This window comes from Luteimonas sp. MC1782 (assembly GCF_014164605.1).
In the GTDB taxonomy this organism is placed as follows: domain Bacteria; phylum Pseudomonadota; class Gammaproteobacteria; order Xanthomonadales; family Xanthomonadaceae; genus Luteimonas.
The window spans coordinates 253,824-272,466 of record NZ_JACJFT010000002.1 but is presented as its reverse complement, the minus strand read 5'-3'; the positions used below and the strand labels follow the sequence as shown (position 1 = coordinate 272,466).

Below are 18,643 nucleotides of genomic sequence, written 5' to 3'. Positions count from 1 at the left end.
TCCGCACATCCGTGCATGCCGCGCCGGTCGCCTCGACCGGCAGGGCTGCGCACATCTTCACTCCAGGGAAAACCACGATGTCCAGGATCTCCACGCTTGCCACGGCGCTTGCGCTCGCCCTCACCATGCAGGCCCAGGCCCATGCCCAGACGGCCACCACGCCCGCGGCCGACCAGGGCGCCGCTGCACGCGCCGACACCGGCACCATCAGCGGCGTGGTGTCCGACGCCGGCCGCGGCGGTTACCTCGCCGGCGCCGAAGTGCGCATCAGCGGCCTCAACGTGGTGGCGGTGAGCGCGTCCGACGGCAGCTTCACCCTGCACCGCGTTCCCGCCGGTCGCCACGAACTCACCGTCAGCTACATCGGTCGCCCGGACCGCCAGCAGGCCGTCGACGTCACCGGCGGGCAGACGACCCAGGCCGCCGTGGCCGTCGGCATGGGCAACGACGCGACCACGCTGGACGAGATCGTGGTGCGCGCCGCGCCGATCGCCGAATCCGAGTACGCCGCCCTGCAGGCGCAGCGCGCCTCGGTGTCGCTGGTCAACGTGATCGCCGCCGACTCGATCGGCCGCTTCCCCGACCAGAACGTGGCGGCCTCGCTCAGCCGCCTGCCCGGCATCGCGGTCGAGCGCGACCAGGGCCAGGAGCGCTACGTGAACCTGCGCGGCGCGCCGGCGCGCTGGACCACCATCGCGTTCGACGGCGTCAACGTGATCAGCCCGGGCGGCCGCACCGCGCGCCTGGACACCATTCCCTCGGCGATCGCGTCGCAGGTCGTGGCGCGCAAGGCGATCACCGCGGCCATGCCCAGCGAAACCCTGGCCGGCAACATCGACATCATCACCCGCAGCCCCTTCGACTACGAAGGCCTGAAGTTCGGCGCCGATGCCGGCATCGGCTACAACGACCTGGGCGGCGGCAAGCAGCAGAACTGGGGCGCCTTCATCTCCAACAAGTTCGCCGACGACCGCTGGGGCGCGTTGCTGTCGGTTTCGAAGTATTCGCGCGACATGGTCACCGACAACTTCGAGTCCGACCCCGAGGTCGCCAGCGAGGACCGCGAGCCTGGCGGCAGCGAGCGCGTCTGGTTCGACGCCCACCAGAACAAGCTGTACCGCCTGACCCGCGAGAACGAATCGGTCAGCGGCCGCCTGGAGTTCCGCCCCAGCGACGACCACCGCTTCTTCCTGAGCTCGATCTACACCGAGTTCAGCGACCACGAACTGCGCAACGCCATGGAGTTCGACCTCGATGCGAACGCGGTGCGCACCAGCGACACGCGCCCGCAGTCCGAGGCGCAGCGCACCGGCTATGCCGACGTGCGCACCGGCAACACGCCGTGGCTCGGCACCGTGCACGGCGTGGAGATGGACAGCACGCTCAACATTGGCAACACCGTGCAGAGCATCTTCACCACCACCCTCGGCGGCGACCAGGACTTCGACGCCTGGCGTGCCAGCTGGCGCCTGAATTACACGGAGGCCGAGCAGGAATCGGGTCCATCGTTCAACTCCACCTGGGTCAGCCCGTCCGAGCGCACCCTGCGCCCGACCGTGGACTACGACTTCACAAACCGCGAACTGCACCGCGTGACCCTGTGGGAGACCATCCGCAACGCGGACGGTTCGTTCTCCAAGGGCGACCTGAAGCGTTCGCTGGACTCGCACGACTACAACTTCGTCAACCTGCGTAGCAACACCGGCCTGGCGGTAACCGACGCCTACAGCGCCCGCATGGACCTGTTCCGTGACACCACGCTGTTCGGGCGCCCGACCGAGCTGCAGTTCGGCATGCAGTACGACGACCGCAGCAAGGAGAACAACCAGGCGCGCTTCGAAGTCACCGCCGCGCAGCTGGCCGCGATGGGCATCGCCCAGCCGACCATGGCCGACTTCGCCTCCGACAAGCCCTACCAGGGCGCGTTGCCGCTGGGCTACAGCTTCCGCTACCACGACGAAGGCAAGGCCTGGGGCCTGCTCGACGGGCTGCGCGCGCAGGGTGCCGGCGGGATGGTGGGCAGCGTGGCGTTCGACGAATGGTACGAAGTCTCGGAGAAGATCGGCGCGGTCTACGGCATGGCCACCACGCGCTTCGACTGGGGCAACATGGTCGCCGGCGTGCGCGGCGAGTACACCCGCAACGCCTCCTCGGCGTACGCTGGAGACGACAACGGCTACGAGCGGATCACCGTCAGCGAGAGCGGCGTGGAGTTCTTCCCCAGCGTGCACATCAACTGGGACCTCAACGACGAGATGAAGCTGCGCTTCTCGGCCAACACCGGCGCCGCACGCCCGGACTACACCGACCTGCGGCCGAACTTCGCCATCAACGACGAGGAGGGCGAGATCGACGGCGGCAATCCGTATGCCGACACCGAGAAGTCGGTCGGCGTGGATGCCTACTTCGAGTGGTACATGCGGCCGCAGGGCTTCTTCTCGGCCGGCGTGTACTACAAGAACCTGCGCGACGTGCTGTTCGACGTTGAGATCCCGCGCTTCGGCCAGAACGTGCTGGACCGCCCGGGCTTCGACCGCTCCGAGTACACCTACTTCACACTGGCCAATGGCGGCGACGGCTACATCCGCGGCCTGGAACTGGCGTACTCGCAGAAGTTCGGCCCGCTGGCCGAGCGCTTCGACCTGCCGCTGTGGGTCGGTGACTTCGGCATCAGCGCCAACGTGACCTTCAACGACAGCGAAGCGACCACGCCGGATGGCCGCGACGTGTCGCTGCCGGGCGCGTCCGACCTGATCTACAACACCTCGCTGTACTACGAAGCCAACGGCCTGTCGGCGCGCCTGAGCTGGCAGTACCGCGACGCGTGGGTGGACAGCATCGGCAGCGGCGACATCCTGGGCGATGCGTACTGGGACGAGGTCAGCCGCCTCGACTTCTCGCTGCGCTACGCGTTCAACGACAACGTCGAGATGTACTTCGACGCCAACAACCTGCTTGACGAAGCGGGCATCCGCTACCAGGGCGACCGCCAGCGCACCACCGAGTTCGAGCAGTTCGGTGCGCGTTACATGGTCGGCGTACGCCTCAACTTCTGATCGGATCGTCCCCTGGCCGGTCCTGGTGGCGCCCGCCACCCGGGCCGGCCTCGCCCGTGGCCAGCATCCGCCGACCATGGCGCGTGACATGCGCATGGATGTCGTTGCGCGCGCGCTTGCCCTGCTTGCGCGCGAACCGGGCCAGTGCGCGCCGGTCGTCCGCGGCGAACGGCGAGTCGCGGCCGCAATGCATCGCCAGCAGCGTCAGGTCCTGCGCATTGCCGAGCAGCCGGGCGAGTTTTTTCGAGTGCCGATCGATCGGCTGGCTGGCGCTGCCCAAGGCGTGCAGCTGCTGCCCCAGCCGCCGCACGCGACGTCGCCACCGGTGCCAGCGTTCATCACCGCCACCCTTGATCGCGCTGCGGCCCGCCTTGGCCGCACGTTGCGTGGAGTATTCCAGTCCGTCCTCGACCTGGCGGGCGGTCAGGCTGGCCCAGTCCAGTGCGTCGATGCGCTGCCCGAGCGCGACCAGTCGCTCGCTACGGCCGCGCAGTTCGGGGTCCGTGCGCAGGTGGCCGCGCAGCACCGTCACCCGCCGCGCGACCGCGGCACGACGCACCGATGCCAGCAAGGCCAAAGTTTTCGCCCCATCCTCGTGCCGTGCCAGGCGCTCGAGCACTTCCACCAGCGCCTGCGCGTCGCGCAGCGCTGACAGGGACACGTTGACTTCACGGATCGCTGCATCTACCAGGGCCAGGTCCGGGCCGAGCGCGTCGCCGGCCAGGGCCAGCGTGGCGCGCACGCGCCGCAGGGACTTGCGTGCCTGGTGCACGCCGCGGTGCCGGCGCCGCCCGGACCAGGCGAGGCAGTCGATGGCGCGCTCGAGCTGCGCCGAGACATACGCCTTGAGCACTTCATGGACCCGGGGCTCCATGGCGCCGAGCCTAGCGCGGCCTTGCCGCGCGGGCCACTGTCCGCGCCGCCATCGCAATGACATGTCCGGCCGCTACCGTGTCGGGTTGAATCACGATGTCCTGCAGGTCCATGCCATGCCCAGCCCCCGCCGCGTTGCCCTGACCACCCTGATGCTGGCCATGTCGGCCGCGTTGAATGCCAGCGCGCAACCCGGGCCGGGGCCATCGGCAACCATCGGCGGGCACGCGCCCTCGACCACGGACAGTGCCGCCAGCTGCCACCACCGTGCGTTCCGCGTGCGCGCCGATTTCGAGGCCGAACTCAACGCCGACACGGGCTGGGCCGGCCCGCTCGACGAACGCGCAACCGTCACCGCCGACCAGCCGTTCCGTCTGCGCATCGAGCTGGAAACCGGATCCGACCTGGCGCGCAGGTTCTGGCTGCAGTACCGGCGCAACGACGGCGCGTGGACCGACATCGAGGCCGCCGATGTGCCCTACCCGTTGCTGACCCCGCCGGTGAGCGTGGTGGCCAACGAGGAGTACACGCATGGCGATCGCAGCGAAGACCTCCTGCCCGGCTCGCGCGCCGCCTTCGGTGGCGGTGCCGGCGTGGTGCACGAGGCCACGACGCCACCCTTCACCGGCGCCGGCGTGCAGTCCGAATGGGAATGGCCGCTGGTGATCCGCCGCTACGCCGACGGCGCGGCGAGCAACGATACCGGCGACCGCTTCCAGTTCCGCATGGTCGACACCCGTGGCGCATGCGAGGCCGACGTGGCACCCGCGGTCACCCTGCAGGTGCCGGCGTTCCACCTCGGCGGCACGTTCGTGGAGACGCCTGGCCCGATCGGCCCGTGGCAGGCGTCCAACGGTGACCTGTACTTCGTCATCGAACCCGCCGAAACCACCAACGTGCTGATGATGGTGAAGTCCAGCGACGGCGGCCGCAGCTGGCGCGAGGTGGACGGCGCGCACCGGCCGGCCACCGACGACCTCGAAGGCTTCGCCACCGCGTTCGCCGCCGACACCGTGCACATGCTCCACCAGACCGCGCAGGTCTGGCACCACGCGTTCCGCACCTCCGACCACCCCACGCATCCCGATACCTGGGCCGTCCGCGACGAACCGGTGGCGGCACCTGGCAAGCCACCCACCCAGGTCGCCGCGCTGGCCAGCCGGTCCGATGGCAGCCTGGTGGGGGTGTATGGCGGACCGCAGCGGATCCACTACCGGATCCGCACGCGCGACGGCCAGTGGGGCGCGGAAACGGTCATCGATGCCCACACGGCGCGCGGCCTGTCCGGGCCGATGCTGGCCACCGGCAAGCACGACGTGGTGCACCTGGCCTACACCGGCAACGACGGCACCGCCTGGTACCGCCGCATCGCCGCGGATGGTCAACTCAGCCCGCGGCAACAGCTCGCCGACAACCTGGCCACGGGCGAGGGCGACGTGGGATCGATCCTGCCGCTGGTGTACCTCCCGGACACCGACAGCGTCGCGGTGCTGTACCGCACGGCGAGCGGCCACCTCTGGAAACGGCGCATCGACGCCCGCGCGCGCGTCGGCAAGGCCACGCGCGTCAGCGAACGGCGCGTGGTGCAGAACGCGGTCGATTCCGACCAGACCGGCGCGGACGCGATCGCGCTGGACGGCAAGGTGCATGTGCTCTTCATCGAGCAGGGAACGGGCAGCATCTTCCATGCCGCGAGTACCGCTGCTGGCCAGTGGCAGCCGGCCGAACTGCAGGTCGGCGACGTCAACGCGCAGTGGGTGCGCGGCCGACCGGTCCGCAACGCCGACGGACGCCAGGTGTATGGCTTCGTGTACGACGCGGGCTCGAATGGTGGCTCGGGCATGAATCGTTACGGCGAGGTGGATCCTGCGCGCTGAATAGCCCAGGAGGCGAACGCGGCCGCGCCAGACGGTGCGCCGGTGCCGGGCCGCGGTGGTAAAATCGCGGTCGACAAGGCCTGTACCTTCCTTCCAGGAGTACGCCATGGCGACGCTGCATTCCGGCACCCTGCCCTCGCATCCGGGCCACGCTGCCCAACACCTCCCGCTTGCCGAACCCCTGCGCTGGCTTGCGCGGGGTTTCCGTGATTTCCGGCGCGCACCTGCCCTGGGCATCGCCTACGGACTGATGGTGGCGGTGATGGGTTGGCTGGTGTTCGCACTGGGCAACCACCCTTATTTCATTGCCGCGGCAGTGTCCGGCTTCCTGCTGCTCGGGCCGATCCTGGGCGCGGGATTGATCGAAGCCTCGCGCGCCATGGAGGCCGGCGACAGGCCCACCTTCGACACCTCGCTGCGCGCACTCAGCCGCAACCGCTCCGCGCTGGAGCACTTCGCCATCACCCTGCTGGCGATTGCGGCCGTCTGGCTGCTGGTCTCCACCTGGCTGCTGACCGCGACCATGGGCCCGGTGGCTCCCGCCGTCGAACAGACGCTGTGGGACAACACCCTGCAGATGATGTCGTCCGGCCAATGGTTCGCATGGGCCGTGATGGGCGGCGTGCTGGCGGTGCTGAGCTTCGCCATCTCCGTGATCGCCGTGCCGCTGATGCTCGACAGGCACCTGAGCGCCGGTGACGCGATGCGCGGCAGCCTGCATGCGGTGTCGCGGCACCCCGTGGCGAGCGCCGCATGGGCGCTGCTGATCGTGGTACTCACGGCGATCGGCATCGCGACCGCGTTGCTCGGCCTGGTGGTGATCTACCCGGTGCTGGGGCATGCGAGTTGGCATGCGTATCGGGCGCTGCGAGACTAGCTGCACACACTCGCCCGGGGGGAGCGAATGCAGGTATCACAGGAGACGACGGCGCTGAAGCAGCGCCGCCGTGATCGCATCGCCGGGAGTCTTGTCGGCCTGCTCGTTGGCGATGCGCTGGGCGTCCCCTACGAGTTCCACCCGCCGCATGCATTGCCGCCGGTGGAGCTGATCGAGTTCGATCCGCCCGTGGGATTCCGTCGTGCACACGCACGCATCGCACCCGGTACCTGGAGCGACGATGGCGCGCAGGCGCTGGTGCTTGCCTACAGCCTGTTCGAATGCGACGGGCTGGACCTCGCTGATTTTGCGGAAGGGTTGCTGCGCTGGCGCGACGAGGGTTACTGCGCTGTCGATGGCGATGTCTTCGACATCGGCATCCAGACCAGCCGTGCGCTTGACCGGCTTGGCGCGGGCGTGCCGCCCGAGTCGGCGGGACCTGCCGGCGAGCGTGACAACGGCAATGGCTCGCTGATGCGGGTGTTGCCGATCGCGCTCTGGCACACAGGACCGGACGACGAGTTGTGCCGCCTTGCCATGCGGCAGTCGCTGCCGACCCATGGACACGCCCGCTCGCAGATCGCGTGTGCGCTGTACTGCCTGTGGGTGCGGCGCACGCTTGCCGGTTTGGATGATGCGTGGGACCAGGCGGTGGCCACGCTTCGCGGGTTGGCGGCGTTACTGGCGATGCCGCCGCCAGAAGTCGAGCTCGTGCTCGATCCCGTGCATGGCACGCGGTGCAACGGCACGGGCTACGTCGTTGATTCGTTGTGGTCGGCGCGGGCGGCGGTCATCGGGACGGATGATTTTGAAAGCTGCGTGCGCCGGGCGGTGGCGTTCGGGAATGACACCGATACCACCGCGGCGATCGCGGGTGGCGTGGCGGGCGCGCGGTATGGGTTTGCGGGCATACCTCGGCGATGGTGGCGCGGGTTGCGGGGGCGGGATGACCTCGGGGTGTTTCTCGACGTCCCGATCCATTAGGGGATTTCTCGGCGCGAGCGCACCGGCACAGCTTTCCACGCGGCGGCCAGGAGTGCCCCTCGCTCACTCCACCCCCTCAAATACGTACTCATGCTGTCCATCGCGCACCACCAGCTTGCGCACCCCATCCGCGTCCGCGCGCGTGAACAGGAACCCGATCGCCACGGGATCGATCGTCATGAATGCCAGGCTGTCATCGGGCTGCGGCATCGTCGTCACTTCCGACTGGAACGCACCCACGTCGAACCAGGCCTTGCCGTCCTTGCGCGTGACAACGAGGTCACCCAGCGCGGCATTGCGATAGCGCGGCGCCAGTGCGGCGAGCGCGTCCGCGTCCGCCGGCACCTGCAGCAGCTTGACGAACGCCGCGAAGCCTTCTCGGCTGGCCTTGGCGTTGGCCGCGGCGACGGCTTCGGCCTGCGGTTCGCCGTCGAACATCAGCTCCATCAGGCGGCGCTTGAGCGGGCCTCGCAGGTGCACGCCCTCGTCGGCGTTGGTGAGGATCACCGCGCCGACCTTCTGCTCGGGCCACCACATCATGTTGGAGTGGAAGCCGCCCATGTCGCCGCCGTGGTCGACCACGGTCACGCCGTCGCTGCGGTCCACCGCCAGCGCCATGGCGTAATGGCGGTCCACGCCGGTGGCGATCTGCGGTTCGCGGCGCTCGAGCAGCGCGGCCTCGCCGATGTAGCGGCTGCCGTCGGGCAGGCTGCCGTGGTCGATTTCCATCTGCACGTACTTCAGCAGGTCGTTGACCGTGCCCCAGGCAGCGCCGGCCGGGCGCGATGCGCGCACGGTCTCGTTGAGGCCCATGCCCATCACCTCGACCTGGCGGCGGATGTCGTAGCCGTGCGGTGCGGCGAAGTCACCGGTCTGCGCTGCCGAGTAGTCGAAGGTGGTGTTGCGCATGCCGAGCGGATCGAACACCAGCTCCTGCATGGCCTGGTCGTAGCCGGCGCCGAGCTCGCTTCCGGGATGCGCGACCTGGCCGCCGATGTAACCCGCGGCCGCGGCCATCGGGTTGGAGTACTGGAACAGCTCGCCGAATCCGCTGGTCGGCTGCATGGTGCCGAGCGTGGTCATCACCGTCTGCGGGGTCTGCGTCTCGCCTTCGAACAGCCATTCGAAGTCCTGGCGCGGCACGCCGGTGCAGGCGCAGACCAGGTGCTTCACCAGCACCTGGTCGGTGGTGGCGTCATCGCCGAGGCGGAACGCCGGGTAGATGTCGCGCGCCTTCGCATTCCAGTCCAGCTTGCCGGCATCCACCAGCTTGGCCAGCATCAGCGTGGTCAGCGCCTTGGTGTTGGAGGCAATCATGAAGCGGGTGTCGCCGGTGACAGGCGCCGGCTTGCCAAGCTCGCGCACGCCAAAGCCCTGAGACAGCACCACCTCGCCGTCCTGCACGATGCCGACGGCCACGCCGGGCACGTCGAAATCCTTGCGCATGCGTTCCACGAAGTCCGCCACCTGCCGAAGGCGGGCGGCATCGAGCTTGTGCGCGGTGCGGCCGGCGAAGGACTCGCGGGTGTAACCCGCCGGCTGCAGGCGCTGGTAGATCTTGCCGAGCTGGGAGCCGCGCTTCTCGGCGATGGCCTGGTCGACGTCCGCCAGCACCACGGTCCATGCGTCGCCGCGCCGATAGGCGGCGCCGCTGACCATGCGCTTGGCGTTCGCGGCGACGTCGTACTCGTAGAACCGGCGATGCTCCCAGCCGTCGCGCGGCGCGGCATCGGTGGCGACGAGGAACTTCGGCGTCATTGCGGCGATGGCCCAGGCTTCCGCGATCGCCGCATCCGCGGTGTCCGCAGCGGCATCGACGATCACGATGCGCGAGCCATCGGCTTCCGGCGGCGTCACGAACACCGCGTTGCCCTGCACGCGTTGCGCCCAGCCACCTGGCAGCACGAAGGTGGTGCCACGCGGGGTGGCCGAGGGCGACTCGGACGAGGCCTCTGCGCCGGCCGTGGGCGTGGTTGCGGGCCCGGACGTGGCTCCGTCTGCTGCGTGCCCCATGTTGCTTGCAACGATGACAGCCAGTGCGACGGCCAGCGCCGCCCGCTTCGACCCGATGCGCATTCCCGCTCTCCCCGTTGATGGCCGGGCGAGCTTGCGCCCAAATGGGCGCGGCGACAATTCGCCGTGCGCCGGACCTGCGCCAGCCGGGCGCGCGGCCGTGCCGGTGGCTCACATGGGCGGTTCGATGATTTCCCCAAGGCGCTCGTCAGGCACCGCATAGCCGGCGTCTTCGGCGCTGGCCCGCAGGTCGCGCAAGGCAGCGCGCACCGGTCCACGCTCGGCTTCGGATGCCTGTGCCTCGATCTCCATCGAACTGGCGTTGAACCAGTCCCAGAACGCGGCGAACGTCTTCCCGTGCCAGTGCTCGTGGCGTAGTCCGCGATCGAGTCCGGCCAACGCCCGGCTCAGTTCGTGTCGCATCACGCCGCCTCCCGGTGTTCGTAGAACGGATGCTGGCGATCATCGAAGATCGCGTACAGCGCCTGCAGGTTGGCCGGATCCGGATTCAGCCAGGCATCGATGTGCTCGGGCCTGATGTTGATGACGGTGCGGTCGTGGCCGGCGGCGGCCACCTCGGGCTCCGGGTCGTCGGTGATGGCGGCGAACGAGTCGAGGTCCGGCTCGACGCCGGCGGGATCGGTCCAGTGCGACCACAGGCAGGCGATCAGCATCGGCTCGCCGGTGCGCGGGGTGAAGGCCAGCACCTGGTTGCGGCCGTCGGGCGCTGCGACGTTCTCGTAGAACACGTCGGCCACCATCAGCGCGTGGTGGCGGCCGAACTGCGGTTTCCAGAAGCCCTCCAAGCTGTCGCGGCGCGCGTTGTACGTGCCCGGGAACTTGCGGTCGTAGAAGGCCGGCTTTCCCGCGGGCCGGCACTGGTAGCGCATCGGGCGCATCACCCGCTTGCCACCCTCGCCGACCAGCACATGCGTGTAGTGGCCGGGGTAGATGCGCGCGTCATCGGGCTTCGGCTCGCTGCGTTTCAGCGCGTCGATGCGGCCCCTGATCTGTTCGACCTTGGCCATGCCGATGCGCATGTCTTCCTGTGCCTTCTTCGTCACCTTGGCCTGCAGGCTGCGCTCGCCATCGGCCACGCGCTTGCGCTGTTTGAACAGTTCCTGCTCAAGCGTGGACATCTCGCGCGCGTCCCACTGGCGGATCAGGTCGGCGATTTCGGGCGGGCCGTCGCGCAGGAAACCGATCTCCAGCGCCCGCGGCACCTTCGGCCGCTTCGCGCCGGCGTCGCCCTTGTCCGACCAGTACAGGCGGACGTAGTCCTTGAGCTCCATCGTGGCGCCGGTCTGGCGCTGGAACTTCCTGTGCTCGGCGCGCACCTGGGCTGAGTAGCACATGGAGTCACCTGCGGGCTGCGATTGGTGGGCCCACCAGGACTCGAACCTGGAACCAAAGGATTATGAGTCCTCTGCTCTGACCATTGAGCTATAGGCCCGCGGCGACGATTGTAGCGGGCACCGCTCAGTCAAAAAATCGCGCAGCCGCGACCTGACGACGAGGACAGGGCACGGCTGCGCGATCCGATCCCGCGGCTGCCGAGCCGCCACGGGAGTCGTTTGCGCGACTGGATCAGTTGCCGTCGGTGTTGTTCTTGCCGTCGGCCGCCGCGGTCGCCTCTTCGGCCGCGTCCTGCGCCTGCTCGGCCGCGTCGGCGGCCTTCTCGGCGGCGTCGGCGAGGTCGTCGCGACGCGTCAGCTCGTCACCGGTGTCCACCTGCCCCGCGATATGGGCGGCGGCATCGGCGGCGGCGTCAGCGGCGCCGGCCGCAGCCTGGGCGGACGAGGTGGCGGCCATGTCGCCGGTGGCCGACGCGTTCTGCGCGGCCTGGTGGGCCTCGCTGGCCGACTCGGCGGCGTCCTGGGCCGAGTTGGCGGCCTGGTCGGGGTTGCTGCAGGCGGCCAGCGCGGTGGCGAAGCCGAGGGCGAGCAGTGTCTTGGCGGTGCTGTTCATGGGATCTCCTGTCTGGCGCCGTGTTGCGCCGTGGCACGCACAATGTCTGTGCACGTGTCGGCTTGGCGCGAAGATCGCCCGCGACTCGGGACTCCATTCAGAACCGGCTCACGTGGCGAGGCGACTGGAAAGACCGTCTGCCGGCAAGCGCGCGGCCGCGGCGCGGGTGCTAGAGCGCCATGCGCTCGCCATACACGGGCAGTCGAGCGTGAACACCGAAGTCGGCCTGCACCCGCGCAGCCAGCCCGTCGCGGCCACGCGCCTCGCCGTGCACCAGCACCAGCGGCGGGCGGCCTTCGATGGCCCCGTACCAGGCGGCCAGTTCGTCCTGGCCGGCGTGCGCGGACAGGCCGCCGACGGTGTGGATGCCGGCGGCGACGCGGATGTCCTCGCCGTGGATGCGCACTTCGCTGGCGCCATCGACAAGCTTGCGGCCCAGCGTGCCTTCGCCCTGGTAGCCGACGATCATCACCCGGCACTCGCGGCGCCAGAGGTTGTAGCGGAAGTGGTGCAGGATGCGGCCACCGGTGCACATGCCGCTGCCGGCGATGATCAGCGCGCCGCGGCGGATGGTGTTGAGGCGCATCGACTCTTCGGTGCTGGCGGTCTCGCGCAGGTTGGGCAGCAGCTGGCGCAGGTCGCGGCCGGCGAACAGCGCGCCCGCCTGGTCGTTGAACAGTTCGGAATGGCGCACGTGCGCGGCGGTGGCCTGGATGGCCATCGGGCTGTCGACGAACAGCAGCCAGCGATCGAGGTTCCACTCCTCGCGGTGCAGGGCGAACAGCGTCAACAGTTCCTGGGTGCGGCCAATGGCGAAGGCGGGGATCAGCAGGTTGCCGCCGGCTTGCCAGGCGCTTTCCAGCACCTCGGCGATCTCGCGATGGGTGTCGGCGCGGGCGCGGTGGTTGCGGTCGCCGTAGGTGCTTTCCAGCAGCACGAGGTCGGCGCGATCGGGCGGGCGCGGCGGCGGCAGCATGCAGCTGTCGTCCTGTCCGATGTCGCCGCTGAAGGCCAGCCGGCGGCGACGACCCTCCTCTTCCAGGTCCAGGACGACGCTGGCGGCGCCGAGGATGTGCCCGGCGGGGATCAGCGTGACGCGCACGCCGGGCAGGATGTCGGTGGGGGTGTCGAACTCGAGCGGTGCGAACAGCCGCAGCGTGGCTTCGGCGTCGTCGCGGGTGAACAGCGGTTTTACCAGCGCCTTGCCCTGGCGCTGGCGGCGGCGGTTGTCGCGTTCGGCGTCGGCTTCCTGCAGGTGCGCGGCATCGCGCAGCAGCACGCGCGCGAGGTCGATCGTGGCCGGGGTGGCGTGGATCGGGCCGCGATAGCCGCGGCGCACCAGGATCGGCAGGCGCCCGCTGTGGTCGATGTGGGCGTGGCTCAGGACGACGGCGTCGAGCGTGGCCGCGTCGAAGGGAAACGGATCATGGTTGTGGGCTTCTTCCTCCTGCCGGCCCTGGAACATGCCGCAGTCGAGCAGCAGCTGGTGGCCGCCGACGCGGAGCACGTGGCAGGAACCGGTAACGCCGCCGGCGGCGCCGTGGAAGCTGATGTCCATCGCGTCACGCTAGCGCGTCCGCCAACCCGGTGTCGAGTTGGTCGGTGCGCTCGACCATCTCCCGGACAAGAGAAAGGCGCACCGGAGTGCGCCTTTCTTCATCACACGGTCGCGGCTCACTCGATGTCGAGGAAGCTCCGCAGCTGCTCCGAGCGGCTCGGGTGCCGCAGCTTGCGCAGCGCCTTGGCCTCTATCTGGCGGATGCGCTCGCGGGTGACATCGAACTGCTTGCCGACTTCCTCGAGGGTGTGGTCGGTGTTCATGTCGATGCCGAAGCGCATGCGCAGCACCTTGGCTTCCCGCGGGGTCAGGCCAGCGAGCACGTCGCGGACCGTTTCCGACAGGTTGATGTTGACCGTGTTCTCGATCGGGGACTCCACGTTGGTGTCCTCGATGAAATCGCCCAGGTGGGAGTCCTCGTCGTCGCCGATCGGGGTCTCCATGGAGATGGGCTCCTTGGCGATCTTCATGACTTTGCGGATCTTGTCCTCGGGCATGTCCATCTCCTTCGCCAACTCCTCCGGCGTGGCCTCGCGGCCGAACTGCTGGAGCATCTGGCGGGAGATGCGGTTCAACTTGTTGATCGTCTCGATCATGTGCACCGGGATGCGGATGGTGCGCGCCTGGTCGGCGATCGAGCGGGTGATGGCCTGGCGGATCCACCAGGTGGCATAGGTCGAGAACTTGTAGCCGCGACGGTATTCGAACTTGTCCACGGCCTTCATCAGGCCGATGTTGCCTTCCTGGATGAGGTCGAGGAACTGCAGGCCGCGGTTGGTGTACTTCTTGGCGATGGAGATGACCAGGCGCAGGTTGGCCTCGACCATTTCCTTCTTGGCCTTGCGGGCCTTGGCCTCGCCGTAGGCCATGGCGCGGTTGATCTCGCGCAGGTCGGCAAGCGTCACCATCATCGCCTTCTCGATGGCGATGGTGGCTTCCTGGGAGGCGATCACCTGGTCCTTGACCTCGCGCATGCCGCTGGACCACTTCTGCTTGCGCTTGAGCACCTCGTCGACCCACTCGAGGTTGGTCTGGTTGCCGTCCCACGCACGGATGAAGTCCTTGCGCGGCATCTTGGCGACGCGGGTGGACAGGTCGAGGATGCGGCGCTCGTGGTCCTTGATCTCACCCACCACCTCGCGCAGCTTGCGCACCAGGGTGTCGGTGATCGGCAGCGGCAGCTTGAAGCTGGTGAAGATGGCGGCCATCTCCTCGCGCAGCTTGATCACCGGCTTGCCGGTGGCGCCGTTCTTGGCGACCGAGCGCTGGAACTTGCCGTACAGCGTGGCCAGTTCTTCCATGCGGCGCGCGACCTCGAGCGGGTCCGGGCCGGTGGGCGCGGGCTCGTCCTCGGTCTCGTCGGCGGCATCGTCCTCTTCGACTTCGGCATCGCCGTCGGCGGCCACGGCGGCTTCAACCACGACAGGCGCGGGTGCAGGCGGCGGCGGATCGTCGAGGCCGTCGGTGAAGCCGACCACGATCTCGGCGAGGCGCTTCTTGCCGCCCTTGTGCAGCTCGTAGTCCTCGAGCAGCAGTTGCACCGACCACGGGAAACTGGCCAGCGAGGCCAGCATCTGGTTCAGGCCTTCCTCGATGCGCTTGGCGATGGCGATCTCGCCCTCGCGGGTCAGCAGTTCCACCGTGCCCATCTCGCGCATGTACATGCGCACCGGGTCGGTGGTGCGGCCGCCTTCGCCGTCGAGCGCGGTCAGCGTGGCCGCGGCTTCTTCGGCGGCGGTATCGTCGACTTCGCGGCCGCCGCTCGATTCACCGGCCAACAGCAATGTCTCGGCATCCGGGGTGGTTTCATGCACCTGGATACCCATGCTGTTGATCATGCCGATGATGTCTTCGATCTGCTCCGGATCGACCATGTCGTCGGGCAGGTGATCGTTGACTTCGGCGTAGGTCAGATAGCCCTGCTCAAGACCCTTGCTGATCAGGAGCTTGATATCGGACTGCGGGGCTGGACGCTCGTTCGCCATGTGGCGCGCACCATTAACAAAGTGAACCCGTAATTATACCAGCCGCCACGCGGGCTCAGGTGCGCAGCAGCAGGGTGACTGGACCATCATTGACCAGACTCACCGTCATATGGGACCCGAAACGGCCAATTTCCACCCCCGGAGCGTGCAACGCTCGCAACGCCGCCACCAGTTCGGCGAAGATCCGTTCAGCCTGGGCCGGCGGAGCAGCGGTACTGAAGCCCGGCCGCAGCCCGGATCGGGTGTCGGCCGCCAGGGTGAACTGGCTGACCAGCAACAGCCCGCCCTCGGTGTCGGCCAGCGAGCGGTTCATGCGCCCCTCGGCGTCGGCGAACACCCGGTAGGCGAGCAGGCGCGGCGCCATGCGCGCCACTTCTGCGGCGCCGTCGCCGGGTTCGATGCCAGCCAGCACCAGCAGCCCGGGGCCGATGGCACCGACCGTCTCGCCCTCCACCTCCACGCGGGCCTCGCTGACGCGTTGCAGGAGCAGAAGCATGGCGGGCGGGCCTCGGGGATGTGAACGCGGCCGGCTAGACTCGCGCCATGACCGAGTTCCTCGCAAGCCTCCTGCACGCCCTGGCGACCATGATCGGCCGCCTGCCGTGGCCGCTGCAGCGCGCGCTGGGCGATGGCCTGGGTCGGCTGGTACGCGCCGCGGGCGTGCGCGAGAGCGTTGTGGCGCTGCGCAACCTGGAGCTGGCGTACCCGGACATGCCGGCCGCCGAGCGCGCCGCGCTGCACGCCGAGGTGATCCGCACCACCGGCCGCCAGGCCTTCGAGACCCTGCGCCTGTGGACGCGCCCGCACGCCGAGAACCTGGCGCTGATCCGCGAGCAGTCCGGCGTGGAGCTGTTCGAGGACGCCTTGGCGGCGGGCCGCGGGGTGATCGTGGTGGCGCCGCACCACGGCAACTGGGAGTTGCTGAACCAGTGGCTGGCCGCGCGCACGCCGCTGGCGATCCTGTACAAGGCGCCGGACTCGGCGGTCGGCGAGGCCTTCCTGCGCCGGGTGCGCGCCGACGCCGACCAGGTCACCCAGGTCCGCGCCGAAGGCCCGGGCATCCGCCAGCTGTTCAAGGTGCTCAAGGCCGGCGGCGTGGTCGGCATCCTGCCGGACCAGCAGCCGAAGGCCGGCGATGGCGTGTTCGCGCCGTTCTTCGGCATCCAGGCGCTCACCGTGACCCTGGTCTCGCGGCTCGCCGAGCGCAGCGGGGCGACCGTGCTGTTCGCGAGCTGCGAGCGCATCGACGACGACCTGGGCTTCGCACTGCGTTTCGACGCGGCGTCCGCGGCGCTTTCCGGCGCCGATATCGAGGCCTCGGTGGCGGCGCTGAACGCCGGCGTGGAGCACATGGCACGCCGCGCGCCGGCGCAATACCAGTGGACCTACAAGCGCTTCACCCTGCGCCCGCCCGGCAGCGGCGAAGGCAATCCCTACCGCGACCTGGAGCATGGCCGGCGATGACCACCCCCGACGACGACGGCTGGCAGCCCCTGCCGCGCCGCGCGCGCACCCTGTTCATGCTTGGCAATGGCCTCGGCTTCGGGCTGGTGGCGCTGGGTTCGCTGATCCCCATCGGACTGCTGCTGCGCGACACGCAGTGGCTTGCCCTGGGCCTGGCGCTGGCCAGCCTGGTGCTGCTCCCCGGCTTCGGGCTGTGGCTGGCGCACCGCCAGTTCCGCCACGCGCGCTGGCTGCTCGACGACACCGGCTTCGGCTGGCGGCGCGGGCGCCTGTGGCACGCCGAAACCCGCGTGCCGCGCACGCGCGTGCAGCACGTCGACCTGAAGCGCGGTCCGCTGGAGCGGCGCTTCGGGCTGTCCACGCTGGTGGTGCACACCGCCGGCACCCGCGACAGCGCGGTCGCGGTGCAGGGCCTGGATGCCGCGGACGCCGAGCGCCTGCGCGACCGCCTCGCGCAGCAGGTCGACGACGACGACGGACATTTCGCAGGCGCTGGCGATGTCGACGCCTGAGGCCGAGCGCCGCCTGCATCCCTGGTCGTGGCTGTTCGTGCTGGTGCAGCAGCTCAAGCAGTTCATCATCCCGCTGCTGGCGCTGGTGTTCGTGGGCCGAGGCGACGGCAACGCGCTGTGGCCGCTGATCGGCGTGGCGGCGCTGGCGCTGGCCTCGCTCTGGCAGTACTTCACCTACCGCTATCGGGTCGACGAAGACCGCCTGGTGGTGCGCGAAGGGCTGCTGGAGCGCAAGGTGCGGCAGATCCCATTTGCGCGCATCCACAACGTCGCCCTGCACCAGTCGCTGCTGCACCGCATGTTCGGCGTGGCCGAGGTGCGCCTGGAATCGGCGGCCGGCGGCAAGGCCGAGGCCGAGATGCGCGTGCTGCGCCTGGACGAGGCGTTGGCGCTGGAGCGCCTGATCCGCGATCGCGGCGCGGCGTCGCATGTGGGCGGCACGGCGCAGGCTGAGGCCTCCGCCGATGCCACGCTGCTGCTGGCGCTGCCGACCGCCGAGGTGGTGCGCCTGGGCCTGGCCAGCAACCGCGGCATGGTGGTGGTGGCGGGCGCGTTCGCGCTGGCCTGGCAGGCATTCCCGGACCGCGCCATGACGCGCCTGGTGCAGGACGCCGGCGAACGCGCCTTCGGCTACGCCAGCCACCTGACCATTGGCTGGGCCGGCCAGGCCGCCGCGGTCGCGGGCATCGTGCTGCTGGCGCTGGTGGTGCTGCGGCTCCTGTCGGTGCTGCTGGCGGTGCTGCAGTTCCACGGCTTCACGCTGCAGGTGCATGGCCGCCGGCTGACGGTGGAACGGGGGCTTCTGACGCGCATCCGCACCAGCGCCTCGCGCCGCCGCATCCAGGCCTGGACACTGCGTGAAGGCCTGCCGCACCGGTTGCTGCGGCGGCGCGCGCTGCAGGTGGACACCGCGGCCGGCCAGCAGCAGGAAGGCGAGCAGCGCAGCCTGCGCGAACTGGCGCCCATCGCGACGCCCGACGCCTGCGATGCACTGGTGCGCGACGTGCTGCCCGGCATCGCCTGGCCGCCGGCGGCCTGGCAGCCGCTGCACCCGCGCGCCTGGCAGCGCCTCATGCTGCCCGGCGTGCTGCTGGCGGCCGTGGCCGCGGCCGTCGCGTACTGGCGCTTCGGCCCGTGGGGGCTGGTGGCCCTGGCTTGGGCGCCGTGGGCGGTGTACGCCGCGCGCCAGCACGCACGCCGCGCCGGCTACGCCTGCGACGCGCGCCTGGTGGCGGTGCGCGAAGGCTGGTGGTCGCGCCACTGGCGCTTTGCCGAGATCGACAAGCTGCAGGCGCTGGAGCTGCGCCAGTCGCCGCTGGACCGCCGCTTCGGCATGGCCACGCTGTGGCTGGATACGGCCGGCGCCGGCGCCATGTCGCCCCCGCTGCGCCTGCGCCTGGTGCCGCTGGCCGAAGCACGCGCGCTGCACGCGCGCCTGGCGCGCGAGGTCGCGCGGCGGCCGCTGCGCTGGTGACT

Annotated in this window: 15 protein-coding genes and 1 tRNA gene; 7 read left to right on the top strand and 9 right to left on the bottom strand. The window is 69.6% G+C overall.

Annotation, left to right across the window (positions count from 1 at the left end):
• Positions 1-77: 77 nt before the first annotated feature.
• Entirely contained in the window at positions 78-3,056 is a 2,979-nt protein-coding gene (locus H5368_RS10695) for a TonB-dependent receptor (protein ID WP_182824425.1), read from the top strand.
• Here H5368_RS10695 and H5368_RS10690 read toward each other — a convergent pair.
• Positions 3,046-3,930 carry a CHAD domain-containing protein gene (locus tag H5368_RS10690; protein WP_182824423.1) on the bottom strand — a complete coding sequence of 295 codons (885 nt, stop codon included), beginning with the start codon at positions 3,928-3,930 and terminating at the stop codon, positions 3,046-3,048. The genes H5368_RS10695 and H5368_RS10690 overlap by 11 nt on opposite strands.
• Before the next feature lie 115 nt (positions 3,931-4,045).
• Here H5368_RS10690 and H5368_RS10685 point away from each other — a divergent pair, with 115 nt between their 5' ends.
• The 3 genes from H5368_RS10685 (at position 4,046) to H5368_RS10675 (ending at position 7,667) form a co-directional block, all read left to right on the top strand.
• On the top strand, positions 4,046-5,806 hold the full coding sequence (locus tag H5368_RS10685) for an exo-alpha-sialidase (protein ID WP_182824421.1): 1,761 nt from the start codon (positions 4,046-4,048) through the stop codon (positions 5,804-5,806).
• 106 nt (positions 5,807-5,912) lie between these two features.
• Positions 5,913-6,683, top strand: coding sequence for a DUF2189 domain-containing protein (locus H5368_RS10680; RefSeq protein WP_182824419.1), 771 nt, complete (start codon positions 5,913-5,915; stop codon positions 6,681-6,683).
• 27 nt (positions 6,684-6,710) lie between these two features.
• Complete coding sequence (locus H5368_RS10675) at positions 6,711-7,667, top strand: ADP-ribosylglycohydrolase family protein (RefSeq protein WP_182824417.1); 957 nt, start codon at positions 6,711-6,713, stop codon at positions 7,665-7,667.
• A gap of 63 nt (positions 7,668-7,730) precedes the next feature.
• Here the strand turns inward: H5368_RS10675 and H5368_RS10670 are convergent, their stop codons facing one another.
• The 8 genes from H5368_RS10670 to dtd form a co-directional block, all read right to left on the bottom strand.
• The gene (locus tag H5368_RS10670; RefSeq protein WP_255486508.1) at positions 7,731-9,743 is read right to left on the bottom strand and encodes a serine hydrolase domain-containing protein; all 2,013 of its coding nucleotides are present in this window, start codon (positions 9,741-9,743) and stop codon (positions 7,731-7,733) included.
• Between the two features lie 108 nt (positions 9,744-9,851).
• Positions 9,852-10,103 carry a hypothetical protein gene (locus H5368_RS10665; protein ID WP_182824415.1) on the bottom strand — a complete coding sequence of 84 codons (252 nt, stop codon included), beginning with the start codon at positions 10,101-10,103 and terminating at the stop codon, positions 9,852-9,854.
• Positions 10,103-11,035 carry an SOS response-associated peptidase family protein gene (locus H5368_RS10660; RefSeq protein WP_182824413.1) on the bottom strand — a complete coding sequence of 311 codons (933 nt, stop codon included), beginning with the start codon at positions 11,033-11,035 and terminating at the stop codon, positions 10,103-10,105. Before H5368_RS10660 ends, H5368_RS10665 begins: the two co-directional genes overlap by 1 nt.
• 22 nt (positions 11,036-11,057) lie before the next feature.
• Positions 11,058-11,133: transfer RNA gene (locus H5368_RS10655), tRNA-Ile, on the bottom strand.
• A 134-nt stretch (positions 11,134-11,267) separates the two neighbouring features.
• Positions 11,268-11,648 carry a hypothetical protein gene (locus H5368_RS10650; protein ID WP_182824411.1) on the bottom strand — a complete coding sequence of 127 codons (381 nt, stop codon included), beginning with the start codon at positions 11,646-11,648 and terminating at the stop codon, positions 11,268-11,270.
• 169 nt (positions 11,649-11,817) lie between these two features.
• Entirely contained in the window at positions 11,818-13,206 is a 1,389-nt protein-coding gene (locus H5368_RS10645; protein ID WP_182824409.1) for an MBL fold metallo-hydrolase, read from the bottom strand.
• Positions 13,207-13,322: 116 nt separating this feature from the next.
• Entirely contained in the window at positions 13,323-15,191 is a 1,869-nt protein-coding gene (rpoD, locus tag H5368_RS10640; protein WP_182824407.1) for an RNA polymerase sigma factor RpoD, read from the bottom strand.
• 55 nt (positions 15,192-15,246) lie between these two features.
• Complete coding sequence (dtd, locus tag H5368_RS10635) at positions 15,247-15,687, bottom strand: D-aminoacyl-tRNA deacylase (protein ID WP_182824405.1); 441 nt, start codon at positions 15,685-15,687, stop codon at positions 15,247-15,249.
• A 47-nt stretch (positions 15,688-15,734) separates the two neighbouring features.
• On the opposite strand from dtd, the gene H5368_RS10630 reads away from it, so the two are divergent.
• Genes H5368_RS10630 through H5368_RS10620 form a run of 3 tightly spaced genes read left to right on the top strand, consistent with a single transcriptional unit; the run spans position 15,735 to position 18,641 of the window.
• Positions 15,735-16,655 (top strand): lauroyl acyltransferase, encoded by a 921-nt coding sequence (locus tag H5368_RS10630; RefSeq protein WP_182824403.1) that lies wholly within the window; start codon positions 15,735-15,737, stop codon positions 16,653-16,655.
• Positions 16,652-17,167: a PH domain-containing protein gene (locus H5368_RS10625; protein WP_255486507.1), complete on the top strand. Its 516-nt coding sequence runs from the start codon at positions 16,652-16,654 to the stop codon at positions 17,165-17,167. The genes H5368_RS10630 and H5368_RS10625 overlap by 4 nt, the downstream gene beginning before the upstream one ends.
• Positions 17,154-18,641, top strand: a complete 1,488-nt coding sequence (locus H5368_RS10620; RefSeq protein WP_182824401.1) for a PH domain-containing protein — start codon at positions 17,154-17,156, stop codon at positions 18,639-18,641. Before H5368_RS10625 ends, H5368_RS10620 begins: the two co-directional genes overlap by 14 nt.
• Positions 18,642-18,643 lie beyond the last annotated feature (2 nt).

Coding starts and splice junctions, on each gene's coding strand:
- H5368_RS10685 (WP_182824421.1), top strand. CDS start 4,046: ATGCCCAGCCCCCGCCGCGTTGCCCTGACCACCCTGATGCTGGCCATG.
- rpoD (WP_182824407.1), bottom strand. CDS start 15,191: ATGGCGAACGAGCGTCCAGCCCCGCAGTCCGATATCAAGCTCCTGATC.
- dtd (WP_182824405.1), bottom strand. CDS start 15,687: ATGCTTCTGCTCCTGCAACGCGTCAGCGAGGCCCGCGTGGAGGTGGAG.
- H5368_RS10670 (WP_255486508.1), bottom strand. CDS start 9,743: ATGCGCATCGGGTCGAAGCGGGCGGCGCTGGCCGTCGCACTGGCTGTC.
- H5368_RS10675 (WP_182824417.1), top strand. CDS start 6,711: ATGCAGGTATCACAGGAGACGACGGCGCTGAAGCAGCGCCGCCGTGAT.
- H5368_RS10645 (WP_182824409.1), bottom strand. CDS start 13,206: ATGGACATCAGCTTCCACGGCGCCGCCGGCGGCGTTACCGGTTCCTGC.
- H5368_RS10625 (WP_255486507.1), top strand. CDS start 16,652: ATGACCACCCCCGACGACGACGGCTGGCAGCCCCTGCCGCGCCGCGCG.
- H5368_RS10680 (WP_182824419.1), top strand. CDS start 5,913: ATGGCGACGCTGCATTCCGGCACCCTGCCCTCGCATCCGGGCCACGCT.
- H5368_RS10650 (WP_182824411.1), bottom strand. CDS start 11,648: ATGAACAGCACCGCCAAGACACTGCTCGCCCTCGGCTTCGCCACCGCG.
- H5368_RS10630 (WP_182824403.1), top strand. CDS start 15,735: ATGACCGAGTTCCTCGCAAGCCTCCTGCACGCCCTGGCGACCATGATC.
- H5368_RS10660 (WP_182824413.1), bottom strand. CDS start 11,035: ATGTGCTACTCAGCCCAGGTGCGCGCCGAGCACAGGAAGTTCCAGCGC.
- H5368_RS10620 (WP_182824401.1), top strand. CDS start 17,154: ATGTCGACGCCTGAGGCCGAGCGCCGCCTGCATCCCTGGTCGTGGCTG.
- H5368_RS10690 (WP_182824423.1), bottom strand. CDS start 3,930: ATGGAGCCCCGGGTCCATGAAGTGCTCAAGGCGTATGTCTCGGCGCAG.
- H5368_RS10665 (WP_182824415.1), bottom strand. CDS start 10,103: ATGCGACACGAACTGAGCCGGGCGTTGGCCGGACTCGATCGCGGACTA.
- H5368_RS10695 (WP_182824425.1), top strand. CDS start 78: ATGTCCAGGATCTCCACGCTTGCCACGGCGCTTGCGCTCGCCCTCACC.